Below are 13,527 nucleotides of genomic sequence, written 5' to 3'. Positions count from 1 at the left end.
TGTTGGGATAGGCGTTTATAGGATATAACTTAGACTATAAACACACTATGAAGAGAGAAAAAGAACAATGGCTTAGAATTTTCAACGGCGTGATGTTCGGTGCATTGATTTTATTGGGGTTCGCATATTGCGATGAAAACAGTATGGGGGCAGGAAGTGAGAATTGTACTTCTTATGCCAAATATGAATTCAGAGGTAAAGTACTGGGAGAGAGCCGGCAGGTTGTGCCCGATGCCAGAATTCTGGTAAAGCATATAGCTTCTCCTGCCGACGGTTCATATGGCTATGCTGTTTTATCCGATACGGTTTATACCAAAGAAAACGGAGAGTATCTTTATCAGAATACCATAACCGGTTATCAGGACTTCCGTATTATCTGTGAGGACCTTACCGGGGTTTACCAGACCGATTCTGTGGATATAAAGATGAATCCGAAAGGTGGAAACGGCAGGTATGAAGGTAAAGATGACAGAGAGGTAGTCTTTAAACTGAAAAAGAGGGCTATATAAGACTGATACAGGGCTATCCGGCCCAATCTTCCCTGTCCAGGTTTCTGTATCCGATTGCTTCTGCCAAATGCGAGGGCTGTATCAGTTCGCAGCCCTCAAGATCGGCGATGGTACGTGAGACTTTTAAGATGCGGTCGTAGGCGCGTGCCGAGAGGTTGAAGCGGTTCATGGCCGTTTTCAGCAGTGCCAGCCCTTTATCATCGGGACGGGCATAACGGGCAAGTAATTTGCTGTTCATCTGTGCATTGCAATATACACCGGGAATTTCGGCATATCTTTCGGATTGGGTCTGACGTGCGCGTACTACGCGTTCCCGAATGAGGGTGCTCGATTCACCGGGACGTGCATCCGACATCTTCTCAAAGGGAACGGGGATGACTTCGATTTGCAGGTCGATACGGTCGAGCAAAGGTCCCGAAATGCGGTTCAGGTATTTCTGTACTTGCCCCGGGCTGCATACGCAGGCTTTGGTAGGATGGTTGTAGTATCCGCAAGGGCAGGGGTTCATGGATGCTGCGAGAATCAGGCTGGCCGGATATTTGACATTGCATTTAATTCGGGAAATGCTGATTTCCCGGTCTTCCAGCGGCTGGCGCAGTACTTCAAGTACATTTCGATTGAACTCCGGCAACTCATCGAGGAATAAGACTCCGTTGTGTGCCAGGCTGATTTCTCCCGGTTGTGGGAAACTGCCGCCTCCTGTCATGGCTACAGTAGAAATTGTGTGGTGAGGAGCGCGGAACGGTCGTTTGGAGATAAGTCCGCTTTCCTGTTCCAGCTTCCCTGCAACAGAGTGTATCTTGGTGGTTTCAAGGCTTTCGCCCAATGTTAACGGGGGGAGGATAGAGGGAAGGCGCTTGGCAAGCATGGATTTTCCGCTGCCGGGAGCACCTATCAGTAGAATATTATGTCCGCCTGCAGCCGCTACCTCTAACGCGCGTTTTACGTTTTCCTGTCCTTTCACGTCGGAGAAATCCAGATCAAAGTCATTCTGCCGGGTATAGAACTCTTTACGGGTGTCGACATGTACCAGCTCCAGTTCCTGTTTGTCGTTGAAGAACTCGATGACCTCTTTCAGGTTCTTTGCTCCGTAAACTTTCAGGTTATTTACAACAGCGGCTTCCCGTGTATTCTGTCTGGGTATGATGATTCCTTCAAAACCGAGTTCTCTGGCTTTTATGGCAATGGGCAGTGCGCCTTTAATGGGTTGCAGGCTGCCGTCGAGACTTAGTTCTCCCATTAACAGATAGCGGCTCAACTTGTCCGGTTTGATTACTTCGCTGGCACCTAACATGCCGATAGCCAACGGCAGGTCGTAGGCGGCGCCTTCTTTGCGGATATCAGCCGGTGCCATGTTGATGACGATATTGCTGGTAGGCATCCGGTAACCGTTTACTTGCAGTGCGGAAATGATGCGTTGGTGGCTTTCCTTGACAGCAGAGTCCGGCAAGCCGACGAGATAGAACATACAGCCTCTGGAGCTGTTGACTTCGATAGTGATGAGGGTTGCATCAATACCTTGAACAGCCGCTCCAAAAACTTTGATGAGCATGTAATTTGAGTGTTTAGTGATTAGGGTTTAGTGATTACCGATAGAAAAGTTATCGTTTCTTTTTCCTTTCGTTCTCTATTTCCCTCTTCTTTTCTTTTTCTTTCTTCTCTTGTTCTTCTATGTCTTTCAGCTTCTTTTCGATAGCCGCTTCACTCAGGTTCTTTCCTTCAATCCTTCCGGAAGGGCTGAGCAGTACATTGGCAGGCAGGGTTCTTATGGCAAGTTGCTTTACAACTCCGGTCTCCCAGCCGGAAAGGTCGCATGCTTGCTCCCATTTCAGGGTATCTGTTTCGATAGCCTTTTTCCAATTGTCTTTGTTGAGGTCTAAAGAAATTCCTAAAAGCGCGAATTTCTTGTTCTTTTGTCCTTTCCTGTAGATTCTGCGGTAAACAGCATTGCTGTCGCGGCTCACGGTATTCCAGGAAGCCCAGAAGTGTATTAGCAGGTATTGGTCTTTGAAGTTCGAACGGGTTATCTGCTTCCCTTCGGCGTTGGGCAGGCGGAAGTAGGCGGCAGTCTTTCCGGTCGCAGCCTTTTCTTCTTCCTGGATGCGGTCGAGCAGCCCGTCGATATAGGGACGGTCTTTCAGTTCTCCCGTCATGTGCTCGGTCAGTTGTTTGATTAGGGTATAATCCGGCTTTTCTTTTTGTGCGAAGTACTTGTCAAGCAGGTAGATACTCGCTAAAGAGGAATGATGCTCATTGATAAATTTGCCGGCTTTCTCTTCCAGGACTTTTTCAGACGGTTTGCCCAATCCTTTCAGCTCTTTCCGGAAGGCGGTCAACTCTTCATTGTGTGGGTTGCCGGTTATTTCCATACTGTTTAGTTCGGCAGCAGAGCCTTTTATGTGTATTTTGTCACCTTTATCCATGAAGAAAGGGTATCGGCTGCCGTCGCTGAACAACAGCCATGCAGCTACCAAGGTATCCGGAGAGAGTGTTTTCGAGAATTTGCCGTTCTCAACGGGCAGGGTATCCATGCGGTCGTACATTTCGTCTGCACCGTATATATATAAGGTGTCATTTCCCAAACCTTTGATTTCTCCGCTCAGACTGACTGTGTCGGAGCTTTTGCCACCGCAAGCGGATAGCATGATAATCAGGAAATATGCAAGATAAATATTCTTCATACGGCTTTCTTCTTCTGATACGTTGCTGCGAAAGTAGTTCTTTTTGGTGTGAATAAAAAAAAATGCCCGACATATTTCTATGCCGGGCACTTCTTTTCATCTTATAACCTTTATTATTTGATGATATTCATGAAGTCTGCATTCGTGAAGTATTTGGAGAATTCCAAGTCAGAAGCAGCTTTCTTAGCCAGTGAAGAATCTTTGGCAACAGCTTTCTTCAGGTTGTCCATAACCATAGAAGAGTTGTTGGTTCTTGCACCTACAACAGCCATCAGGTAGTCAGTGTAAGCGTCCGGTTTAGCGATGCTTGACAATGTGCTCTTAGCCTTGTTGTAGTCCTTAGCCAGGATTTGTGCCAAAGCTGCACTGTTGGTCTTAGTGTCGCCAAATGCGTTAACGGCTCTGTCATATTGACCTTGAGCGATGTACAGGTTACCCAGAGCTTCGTTCAGTTCCTTAGTACCGGAAGCTTTGCCCAGGTAAGTTTCAGCTGCTGCCTTGTCGCCTTTTCTCAAAGCTACGAGACCCATGTTCATGTTAGCTTCAGCAGAATCCTTGATAGAAAGAGATTTCTTCAGGTAGCCTTCAGCCTTGTCCAAATCACCGGCTTGGTAAGCTAACTTACCGAGGTTGTTGTATGCACGGTAGTCGTTCGGGTAGATTTGAGTAGCTTTGGTGAAGATAGCTTCTTGCTTAGCAGGATCGTTAGTCAGAGTAGCTGCATACAGCAGTTCTTCGATGTTCAGTTGCTTAGCATCGCTGTCAGCCAAAGATGCGATTTCTTCGTCAGACTTACCGATTACGTCATAGTTCAAAGTCAGACGAGAACGACGCAGTTGCGGAAGGATTTCTTCTGCCAAAGTGCTGTATACAGAAGAGATATTCTTGATTTCCTGTTCTCTTTGTTCAGGATCAGAGTACATTGACAAAACGCGGAGAATCAACTCTTTGTCCTGGATGTTGGATTTGCTGACCAGTTCCTGGAAACCTTCCCAGTCCTGTGCAGTATATTTAGTATCTACAGCTGCTTCGATTTTGCTCTTCTTCAAATCCTTGTTGATAACTTTGGCTGTATTGTTCTGACGGTTTTCAGCCAGACCAGTATTCAGCTCAACGCCACCATCGGGAGAAGCGTATGCAGAGATTTCGATGTTGCTGATCTTCTTGTTGGCAGCTTCGTTGATGTTCTTAACTTCTTCGTTGAATGCTTTGGCAGTTTTCAACTCGCTTGAACGGATGTTAGCCTGTTGGATCAAGAACATGATGTTTGCATCATATTTTTCTTTGATTACGCGTTGGAAAGCGTCGTCACCGTTAGCAGGATTAGCGCTGCCCAAAGTCTGGCCAACCAGTTCGGAAGTAGAGATAACACCGTCGGCTACTTTTACAGCAGGGATAGTAACTTCTTTCTTTCCAACTTTAGCTTTGAATTCCAAGTACAATTCAGACTTAGCCATTTCGGGAACATAGTCGAAAGAAGTCTTCATTGTGTAGCTACCACCAGCCTTGTAAGAGATAGTCTGGTCGTTGCCTTCTACTTTTTCACCCTGGAATACGGCAGGCTGACCTTTAGCTTCGCCGCCTTCCCATCTCAAAACCGGAGTAACTTCCACTACAGCTTTTTTCTTGAAATACTTTTCAGGGAATTTACCGTTAATTGTAGCAGGTACCTTACCGCCTACGGCTTCCAATACTTGCGGAGTCACTGTGAAATAGTCAGAAGACAGTTCACCCATTTTGCTGCTGCATGATGTCAAAACAGCAACAAGTGCCACTAACAAAGGCAGATACAATTTTTTAGTCATTTTAGATATAAATTAATTGTTTGTAATTGAAATTTGTCCATTCACAATTAGTTGCTATATTCCTATATATATAGCTTTGCAAAGATATTAATTCTCTTGGCAATTTGTTAATAATACTATCACATTTATTATAATTTAATAAACGCCATGCTCTTTCCTGTATTTAATATTGCGGGGATGATGCTCGATAATTTCACTTCGGAGTCTGTTCCGGTCGATATGTGTATAGATTTCAGTGGTGGCGATGGATTCATGTCCCAACATGCACTGGATGGCCCGCAGATTGGCGCCGCCTTCCAGCAGATGGGTGGCGAAGGAGTGGCGGAACGTATGCGGACTGATATTCTTGGTGATGCCGGCTTTTTCTGCCAGCTCTTTTATCATGTGAAACACCATGATGCGGGAGATATTATTACCCCATCGTGCCAGAAATACGTAATCCTCGTATCCTTTCTTTATTTTTCCCAGGTTGCGGTCTGCAAACCAATACTTTATCTCCTTGATTGCACGAGGCGAGATAGGTACTAAACGCTGTTTGCCGCCTTTGCCTTCTACCTTAATAAACCCTTCCTCAAAATAGAGGTCGGAGATTTTCAGGTTACACAGTTCCGACACGCGTAACCCGCAACTGTACAGTGTCTCTAGAATAGCCCGGTTGCGTTGTCCCTCTTTCTTCTCCATGTCTACGGTGGAAATGATTCTGTCGATTTCTTCAACGGTGAGCACTTCCGGTAGCCTGAACCCGATTTTGGGACCTTCCAGCAGCTCGCTCGGGTCGGCTTCCTGATAGTCGGCAATCACCAGAAAGTGGAAGAACGATTTGATTCCGGAGAGTATCCGGGCTTGGGAACGGGGATGGATACCGATGTCGTGGAGTCCTGCGGCAAAGCGTTGCAAATCATCCGGTGTTACGTCCGGAATTTCTATATTCTCTCCTTCCAGAAAGTGCAGAAGTTTCTGTAGGTCCGTCATATAGGCATCGAGCGTATTGGGCGAAAGCGCTTTCTCCAGCTTGAGATATTGCTGATACTTTCTGATTATCACCGCTCGTTTTTCCTTATTCGTCAAATTCTCTTCTACTTTCATTACTTTTTCCTATCTTTGCACCTTGAAAGAATGTTCTCTGTGGACAAAGGTATAAAAAAATGTGTTATGAGAATACAGATTATTAACGGCCCCAATATAAATCTGTTGGGTAAACGCGAACCTTCCATTTATGGCAGTGTTACTTTTGAAGACTACCTTGCCGGACTCCGCGAGAAGTATGCGGATGTACAGATAGACTATTTCCAATCCAACATCGAAGGAGAGTTGATAGACAAGATACAGCAGGTGGGTTTTGATGCGGACGGCATCATCCTGAATGCGGGGGCCTATACCCATACGTCCATTGCCCTGCAAGATGCGATCCGGTCGGTCACTGCTCCGGTGATTGAGGTTCATATCTCCAATGTGCATGCCCGGGAGTCGTTTCGCCACGTATCCATGATAGCTTGTGCCTGCCGGGGTGTTATTTGCGGCTTTGGGCTGAACTCCTACCGTCTGGCATTGGAAGCGTTAAAGGAATTATTAATATAAAATAGGTACAAGATTATGCTATTGAAACAGACAAAAATCGTTGCAACGATTTCCGATCAGCGTTGCGATGTTGATTTTATAAAACAGTTGTTCGACGCAGGTTTGAACGTAGTACGTATGAATACGGCTCATGCAGGCCGCGAAGGTTTCGAGAAGCTGATAGCTAATGTGCGTACGGTTTCCAACCGCATCGCTATCCTTATGGATACGAAGGGTCCCGAAGTGCGTACGACTGTCCTTGACGAGCCTATTCCCTTCAAGGCAGGCGATCGTGTAAAAGTGGTAGGCAATCCCGACCGGCAGACTACCCGCGAATGTATCTCCGTTTCTTATCCCAACTTTGTACACGACCTCAATGTGGGCGGTCATATCCTTATCGACGACGGTGACCTGGAACTGGTTGTTGTGGAAAAGAATGCCGACCACCTGCTGTGCGAGGTACAGAATGAAGCTACCTTGAGCAGCCGCAAGAGTGTCAATGTGCCGGGTGTACGCATCAACCTGCCTTCACTGACGGAAAAAGACCGCAACAATATCCTCTACGCCATCGAGAAAGACATCGACTTCATCGCTCACTCTTTCGTGCGCAACAGACAGGATATTCTGGATATAAAGGCTATTCTCGATGCCCACAACAGCGACATCAGAATCATTGCCAAGATTGAGAACCAGGAAGGTGTGGACAATATCGACGAGATTCTCGAAGTGGCCGACGGCGTTATGATAGCCCGTGGCGACCTGGGTATCGAAGTTCCGCAAGAACGTATTCCGGGTATCCAGCGTTTGCTGATTCGCAAATGTATCCTTGCCAAGAAGCCGGTTATCGTTGCCACGCAGATGCTCCATACCATGATTTCCAACCCGCGTCCTACCCGTGCGGAAGTTACCGACATCGCCAACGCCATCTATTACCGTACGGATGCTTTGATGCTGAGCGGTGAGACGGCTTACGGCAAATATCCGGTTGAAGCCGTCAAGACAATGACGAAAGTTGCCGCCCAGGCGGAAAAAGACAAACTGGCGGATAACGACATCCGTATTCCTTTGGACGAAAACAGCAACGATGTAACGGCTTTCCTCGCCAAGCAAGCGGTAAAGGCCACTACGAAGTTGAAGATTCGCGCCATCATCACCGACAGTTACAGCGGCCGCACTGCCCGCAACCTTGCTGCATTCCGCGGCAAATACCCGGTGCTCGCCATCTGCTATAAGGAAAAGACCATGCGTCACCTGGCGCTTTCATACGGTGTAGAAGCCATCTACATGCCCGAACTTGCCAACGGACAGGAATACTACTTCGCCGCTCTCCGCCGCCTGCTTCAGGAAGGCCGTCTGCAACCTACCGACATGGTGGGCTATCTGAGTAGCGGTAAGGCCGGTACGCAAACATCCTTCCTCGAAATCAACGTAGTGGAAGATGCCCTGAAACATGCTGAAGACAGTGTACTTCCGAACAGTAACAGATACTTGTAAAATTATAAATTGAGAATTAAAAAATGACAGTCCGCTGGCAGACATTTGTTTTTTAGTTCTCAATTCTCAATTTATATGACTTTAGACGAATATATCCTGCAACACATCGATGAAGAGGGCGACTATCTGAAGGCTCTTTATCGCGATACGCACCTCAAGTTGCTTTATCCCCGCATGGCTTCGGGACATTTGCAGGGGCGTATGCTCAAGATGTTTGTCAGGATGATACGTCCCCGTCAGGTGTTGGAGATCGGGACATATAGCGGATACTCCGCACTTTGCATGGCAGAGGGGTTGCCGGACAACGGAATGCTGCATACGTTTGAAATCAATGACGAGCAGGAAGACTTTACCCGTCCGTGGCTGGAGAACTCACCCTATGCCAATAAGATAAAGTTCTATATAGGTAATGCTTTGGAACTTGTTCCCCGGCTGGACATCACTTTCGACCTTGCTTTCATCGACGGTGATAAGCGCCGTTACATCGATTATTACGAGATGGTATTGGCACGCCTTTCGGACGGCGGTTATATCATTGCCGACAATACCTTGTGGGACGGGCACGTTCTTGAAGAGCAACCGCATCGCACGGACTTGCAGACCATCGGGATAAAGGCTTTCAATGATCTGGTTGCCGCAGATAATCGGGTGGAGAAAGTTATACTGCCGTTGCGCGACGGACTGACGATTATACGTAAGAAATAAAAAGTTTGCATCCTCCCCCTTCACCCTTCACAATTCCTTTGCATCATACTGTTCATGGGATTCTGCGGGTGAAGGGGGAGGATGCTTTTATTTTTTAAGCAACCGCTTGCTCAAGTACCGCACAGGATACCACACCGAGAGGAACCCTACGGTGATAACCGTTACGAATACCAGTATGATGTCCGTTGCATGCACGCTCACCGGATAGGCGTCCACTACAAAACTTCCGTTGCCGCCGCCCAGCGATATAAGTCCGAAGCGTTGTTGCAGGAAACACAGCAGCAGCCCCAATACAATCCCGGCAATTGCTCCGAACACCGAAATCAGCCGCCCTTCAAAAAGGAAGATGCGGGCTATCAGCCGGTCGTCGGCGCCCAGATTGCGCAGCGTCTCCGTATCCTCGCGCTTATCCAGTATCAGCATGGACAGCGAACCGATAACATTGAAGCAGGCAATTGTAAGTATAAAGGTAAGGAACAGGTAGGAGATGAGTTTCTCAATCTCCATGATACGGAATACATCCGCTTGCTGCTCGTAGCGGTTTTGCACGATGAAGCGGTCGCCCAGGATGCGTTCCATTTTCTTCTGCACGGCATCGGTGTTGCTGCCCGGTTTCAGTTTCAGTTCGATGGCGGAAACTTCCGTGTCATAATTGAACAGCCGCCGGGCAAAGCCCAACGATGTGAGGATATAGCGTGAGTCGTATTTCTGCTGGTTGACAACAAACACCGCTCCCGGCGAGAACAGATAATCCTGGTTGAAAGCCGCCGACGGATTGGCGATGTTGACACGTACATTCCTTTTAGGTGCATACACTCGCAACGGGTCGACAAACTGAAGTCCCGTGCCCAGTTCGGACACCAGCTCCACACCCATAAAGCCGTAGTCCACAACGGAATCGTTCAAAATGAACTTCCCCGTACCGTACAGCAGGCTGTCTATGGATGTCAGTTGCTCGAAGTTATCCTCCACGCCTTTGATAACCGCCATTGCCTGGCGATCCTTGTACTGCACCATTGCGTTTTCTTCCAGCGTCTCCGTCCATACATCTATTTCGGGCAGGGCGCGTACTTGCTGCACGCGCGATTCGAGCGGGTCGAACACCTTTCCTTCCCGAACGGTGATTTTCAACTCCGGGTCGAAAGCCGTGAAGAACCCCGCTACCATATCCTGAAATCCGTTGAATACGGACAATGTGCACACCAACGCCAATGTAGCCAACGCCACCCCGCACACCGAGATGCCGGATATAATATTAATGGCATTATGCTTCTTCTTAGAGAAGAGATAACGGCGGGCTATAAAAAAAGGAAGATTCATGGTTGGGGATTAACCACTATTTCAGTAGTTCATCGATTCTTTCCAGATAATCCAGCGAGTCGTCCACGAAGAACTTCAGTTCGGGAATGATGCGCAGTTGGTGGCGTACGCGGGTTCCCAGTTCAAAGCGGATGGACTTCATGTTGGCATTGACGTTCTTGATGATTTCTTCGCTCCGTTCAGAGGGGAAAACGCTGAGGTAGGCGCGTGCCACGCTCATATCGGGACTGATGCGTACGGCGCTGACCGAAATCAGTATACCGGGCATCGATTTGGTTTGCAACAGGAAGATGTCGCTTAATTCCTTTTGGAGCAAACGGGCTATTTTGTTCTGTCTGGTAGTTTCCATACTCTATCGTTTTTTTGATTTGAAAAGCAAAGTTACTGAAATATATCGTTCTGCCGGTGATTTATACCATTTTTTTCATTCTTTTCCTTGTAGGAGAATCTGATTTATGACGTTGCAGGATTGTATTTTCATCCGTAGGGCATTCGTTTCGGCCACTGGGAACATCAGGTGTTGACTACTGTCAACAGAGCTGTTTACTGCTGTCAACGGATCGGCGGGCTATTGTCAACCGGGCTGTTGACAGTAGTCAACATCCGATGTTCTTCCTGAGAAAAAAGAATTCTCTCTATAGCAATACCTGATTTTCCTCTGTATATCTTTGTTATAAGGCTGTGAGGAAAAGCGTACCGCTATAGAGAGAAAGACGTATTACTCTGTTATATTGAATGTGGATGAATCCGGTTGCCCCGTAGATTCTACCTATTCTTGCGCTTTTTTGCGTGCAATCAGCGCAACGGCTGCCACTCCGATAACCAGCAGCGCCAATGCTCCGTAGGCGATGCCTTCCGTTACATGCAGGCTTTTGGGGTCGAAGCGCATCTCGACGGTATGCTTGCCGGCAGGAATATACAAGGCGCGCAGTACATAATCCGCACGTCCCAGTCCGGCAGGTTTCCCGTCAATGGTTACTTGCCAGCCGTTCGGGTAGTATATCTCGGAGAATACGGCGATGCCGTCTCCCGCGTTTTCCGTTTCGTAAACCAGGCGGTTGGGTTCGTAACTTGTCAGGCGAATGGAGGAAAGGCTGTCTTTATGAGCCTCTGAAATCCCTTTCAGCATATTCTTGAAGCGGGCATCGACAACAGCGGTTTCGGTGGGAAGGATGGTTTTGAGCGCATCAATCTCCTCATTGGCATTGTTTACGTATTGCACGTTCTTCACAAACCAGGCGTTGCCGTTGGCATAAGGGTTGAGGACGGGAACGGTCTGTCCCTGCTGTCCGGAGGGGAGGATGAAGTACTTCGTGTTCAGCATGTTCAGTACGCGGAACTTGGAGGCGTCCACACTGTCCATTTCTCCGCCTGCGGCGGCTATCGCTTGATAGGCAGCCTGCATTTCGGGAGAGATGTGGCGTTCTATCAGTTCCTGGTAGCGACGCAGTTTGGCGGCATGGTATCCGCCTATGTTCTTATGCCAGTAGGAAGTGTTGTTCTCGTTGAAGGCATCGGTTGCAAAGTTCAGTACGCGGTAGTCCGGGCTTTTGTCCTGCAGGATGAGTTCGTCGGTCTTGGTTTTGCTGAACGTTTCCGTTTGGATGGAACGGGGCACGAACTGCTCGTCGTGCAGGTAGCGTTTGTTTACACTCCACATATCTACAAGGCAGAGAACCGTGATGCCTGCAACGGTCAGTGACCGGCGCAGCTTGCCTGCCGCGTGGAGCCAAAGCAGTGCGCATCCGATGCAGATGATGATGAAGCTCCGCAATGCGTCGGCGCTGACAAGCGCACCCCGCATTTCTGAGAGATTGGCGAGGATGCCGGACAGCTCGTTGGCGGGTATCATCTGCTGGTCGACGGCATTTTGCAGCATCTGCGCTTCTTGTGCGGGCACGAAGCCGGAGCCGAGGCTACCCGGCGCTACGGTAAGCAGCAGGGCTACACCGGCGGTCAGCGCAAGGCTGATGCCGAACGCTTTCTTGTTCGCTTTCCATATTCCGGGTTCTTCCAACACGCGCTTCAAGGCAAAGATTGCCAGCAGGGGAATGGTGAATTCCGCTATGACGAGGATGGATGATACGGCGCGGAACTTATTGTACATCGGGACGTAATCGATGAAGAAGTCCGTCAGCGGCATGAAGTTCTTGCCCCATGCCAGGACGATGGAGAAGAAGGTTGCTCCCAGCAACGCCCATTTCAGCGGGCCTTTTACGATAAAGCAGCCCAGCACGAAGAGGAACAGTACGAATGCGCCCACATAGACGGGGCCGGCGGTCCAGGGCTGGCTGCCGAAGTACTGCGGGAATGAGTTGTACAGACTCCCGTACATCGGGTTGGCCTTTTCCATGGCGGTTTCGCTCTGGCTGAGGGGGGCGGAGGAGGAACCGCCTTTGAAGTTGGGAACGAGGAGCGTCCAGGTTTCGTCGATGCCATAGCTCCAGTTGGTGATGTAGTCGCGGTCCAGTCCGCTGCTGGTTTGCTTGGCAGCATCACCGGTCTGTACCAGCTCGCTCTTGCCGCGCATGGTTTCCTTGCTGTACGTATAGGTGTGGTAGAGGTTGGAAAGGTTGGCGGCCACACCGATAAGGGCGGCAACCAGCAGTACGGCGCTTGCCTTGAAGAACCGGGGAAGCGTCTTGTTGCGCCACGCATCTTCAAAGTATGCTCCTGCGATGAACAGGATGACGAACAGGAAGTAGTAGGACATCTGCACATGGTTGGACATGATTTGCAGGGCGATGAAGAAGGCTGTGAGTATGCCGCCTGCCAGCAGCTTGCCCCGGTAGGCGAGCACGATGCCCGCTATTGTGGGCGGGATGTAGGCAAGGGTGATGAACTTCCAGATGTGTCCCGCCGAAATCAGAATGAAGAAGTAGGACGAGAAGGCCCACATGATGCCGCCCAAGCCTGCCAGCCATGCCGGTATGCCGAATGCCCGCAGCAGGATGTAGAAGCCCAGCATCAGGATAAACGTCAGGTTGACGTAGGTGGGCAGGAAGAGCTGGTATATTTTCTGTGTCCATTGCAGCGGTACGGTAGAGTCGTAGGACGGGGATATCTGGTAGGTAGGCATTCCGCCGAAAAGGGAATTGGTCCAGCGGGTGCGTTCGCCTGTCTGTTCGTAATACTCTTTGGCTTCTTGTCCGGCGCCGGCTCCGGCGGCGGTGTCGTGCTGGAACAGAATACGTCCTTCTATATCCGCCGGAAAAAAGTAGGCGAAAGAAATCAGGACGAATGCCAGGATGGCAATTAAGTCGGGAAGAATCTTCTTTATCATCTTTGCTGGGTTATGGTTTATGTGGGGGAGCCGAAAGGGTGAGGAGTCGACTCCCTTGACTCCTAATCTGAATTTCAGCGGCAAACTTATACATAAATATTGATTTATGCACCAGTTGGATAGATAAATCTGCTGAAATATCGTACCTTTGCCTTCCCTAAATCATATAATTC

At 48.9% G+C, this 13,527-nt stretch carries 11 protein-coding genes; 4 read left to right on the top strand and 7 right to left on the bottom strand.

Features of this window, described 5'->3' with window-relative positions; all coding sequences use genetic code 11:
• The first annotated feature begins 47 nt into the window (after nucleotides 1-47).
• Nucleotides 48-509, top strand: a complete 462-nt coding sequence (locus tag NQ565_RS02860) for a radical SAM-associated putative lipoprotein (protein ID WP_005655547.1) — start codon at nucleotides 48-50, stop codon at nucleotides 507-509.
• 13 nt (nucleotides 510-522) lie between these two features.
• On the opposite strand, the gene NQ565_RS02855 is transcribed toward NQ565_RS02860, so the two are convergent.
• The 4 genes from NQ565_RS02855 to xerD all read right to left on the bottom strand — a co-directional run bounded on the left by NQ565_RS02855 (nucleotide 523) and on the right by xerD (nucleotide 6,081).
• Nucleotides 523-2,061: a YifB family Mg chelatase-like AAA ATPase gene (locus NQ565_RS02855; protein WP_005655546.1), complete on the bottom strand. Its 1,539-nt coding sequence runs from the start codon at nucleotides 2,059-2,061 to the stop codon at nucleotides 523-525.
• 49 nt (nucleotides 2,062-2,110) lie between these two features.
• Nucleotides 2,111-3,190, bottom strand: coding sequence for a TlpA disulfide reductase family protein (locus tag NQ565_RS02850; RefSeq protein ID WP_005655545.1), 1,080 nt, complete (start codon nucleotides 3,188-3,190; stop codon nucleotides 2,111-2,113).
• Nucleotides 3,191-3,303: 113 nt separating this feature from the next.
• The gene (locus tag NQ565_RS02845) at nucleotides 3,304-4,995 is read right to left on the bottom strand and encodes a tetratricopeptide repeat protein (RefSeq protein ID WP_005655544.1); all 1,692 of its coding nucleotides are present in this window, start codon (nucleotides 4,993-4,995) and stop codon (nucleotides 3,304-3,306) included.
• A 135-nt stretch (nucleotides 4,996-5,130) separates the two neighbouring features.
• Nucleotides 5,131-6,081 carry a site-specific tyrosine recombinase XerD gene (gene xerD / locus NQ565_RS02840; protein WP_005655542.1) on the bottom strand — a complete coding sequence of 317 codons (951 nt, stop codon included), beginning with the start codon at nucleotides 6,079-6,081 and terminating at the stop codon, nucleotides 5,131-5,133.
• Nucleotides 6,082-6,147: 66 nt separating this feature from the next.
• On the opposite strand from xerD, the gene aroQ reads away from it, so the two are divergent.
• The 3 genes from aroQ to NQ565_RS02825 all read left to right on the top strand — a co-directional run bounded on the left by aroQ (nucleotide 6,148) and on the right by NQ565_RS02825 (nucleotide 8,751).
• Nucleotides 6,148-6,573, top strand: a complete 426-nt coding sequence (gene aroQ, locus NQ565_RS02835; RefSeq protein ID WP_016660879.1) for a type II 3-dehydroquinate dehydratase — start codon at nucleotides 6,148-6,150, stop codon at nucleotides 6,571-6,573.
• A 15-nt stretch (nucleotides 6,574-6,588) separates the two neighbouring features.
• A complete protein-coding gene (gene pyk, locus NQ565_RS02830; protein ID WP_005655539.1) occupies nucleotides 6,589-8,046 on the top strand; it encodes a pyruvate kinase in 1,458 nt (485 codons plus the stop codon).
• A 75-nt stretch (nucleotides 8,047-8,121) separates the two neighbouring features.
• Nucleotides 8,122-8,751: an O-methyltransferase gene (locus NQ565_RS02825; protein WP_005655538.1), complete on the top strand. Its 630-nt coding sequence runs from the start codon at nucleotides 8,122-8,124 to the stop codon at nucleotides 8,749-8,751.
• Nucleotides 8,752-8,838: 87 nt separating this feature from the next.
• Here NQ565_RS02825 and NQ565_RS02820 read toward each other — a convergent pair whose 3' ends face one another.
• The 3 genes from NQ565_RS02820 to NQ565_RS02810 all read right to left on the bottom strand — a co-directional run bounded on the left by NQ565_RS02820 (nucleotide 8,839) and on the right by NQ565_RS02810 (nucleotide 13,354).
• On the bottom strand, nucleotides 8,839-10,071 hold the full coding sequence (locus NQ565_RS02820; protein WP_005655537.1) for an FtsX-like permease family protein: 1,233 nt from the start codon (nucleotides 10,069-10,071) through the stop codon (nucleotides 8,839-8,841).
• Between the two features lie 16 nt (nucleotides 10,072-10,087).
• Complete coding sequence (gene rbfA / locus NQ565_RS02815) at nucleotides 10,088-10,420, bottom strand: 30S ribosome-binding factor RbfA (RefSeq protein WP_005655535.1); 333 nt, start codon at nucleotides 10,418-10,420, stop codon at nucleotides 10,088-10,090.
• A 420-nt stretch (nucleotides 10,421-10,840) separates the two neighbouring features.
• Nucleotides 10,841-13,354, bottom strand: a complete 2,514-nt coding sequence (locus tag NQ565_RS02810; RefSeq protein WP_005655532.1) for a YfhO family protein — start codon at nucleotides 13,352-13,354, stop codon at nucleotides 10,841-10,843.
• Nucleotides 13,355-13,527 lie beyond the last annotated feature (173 nt).

The organism is Bacteroides stercoris ATCC 43183, assembly GCF_025147325.1.
In the GTDB taxonomy this organism is placed as follows: Bacteria; Bacteroidota; Bacteroidia; order Bacteroidales; family Bacteroidaceae; genus Bacteroides; species Bacteroides stercoris.
The sequence above is the reverse complement of the archived record's forward strand: the minus strand, read 5'-3'. Positions and strand labels throughout refer to the sequence as shown.

Excerpts from the sequence above, each read along its gene's own strand:
- NQ565_RS02855 (WP_005655546.1), bottom strand. The coding sequence starts at position 2,061 with ATGCTCATCAAAGTTTTTGGAGCGGCTGTTCAAGGTATTGATGCAACC.
- NQ565_RS02825 (WP_005655538.1), top strand. The coding sequence starts at position 8,122 with ATGACTTTAGACGAATATATCCTGCAACACATCGATGAAGAGGGCGAC.
- NQ565_RS02820 (WP_005655537.1), bottom strand. The coding sequence starts at position 10,071 with ATGAATCTTCCTTTTTTTATAGCCCGCCGTTATCTCTTCTCTAAGAAG.
- NQ565_RS02860 (WP_005655547.1), top strand. The coding sequence starts at position 48 with ATGAAGAGAGAAAAAGAACAATGGCTTAGAATTTTCAACGGCGTGATG.
- NQ565_RS02850 (WP_005655545.1), bottom strand. The coding sequence starts at position 3,190 with ATGAAGAATATTTATCTTGCATATTTCCTGATTATCATGCTATCCGCT.
- aroQ (WP_016660879.1), top strand. The coding sequence starts at position 6,148 with ATGAGAATACAGATTATTAACGGCCCCAATATAAATCTGTTGGGTAAA.
- rbfA (WP_005655535.1), bottom strand. The coding sequence starts at position 10,420 with ATGGAAACTACCAGACAGAACAAAATAGCCCGTTTGCTCCAAAAGGAA.
- NQ565_RS02810 (WP_005655532.1), bottom strand. The coding sequence starts at position 13,354 with ATGATAAAGAAGATTCTTCCCGACTTAATTGCCATCCTGGCATTCGTC.
- xerD (WP_005655542.1), bottom strand. The coding sequence starts at position 6,081 with ATGAAAGTAGAAGAGAATTTGACGAATAAGGAAAAACGAGCGGTGATA.
- NQ565_RS02845 (WP_005655544.1), bottom strand. The coding sequence starts at position 4,995 with ATGACTAAAAAATTGTATCTGCCTTTGTTAGTGGCACTTGTTGCTGTT.
- pyk (WP_005655539.1), top strand. The coding sequence starts at position 6,589 with ATGCTATTGAAACAGACAAAAATCGTTGCAACGATTTCCGATCAGCGT.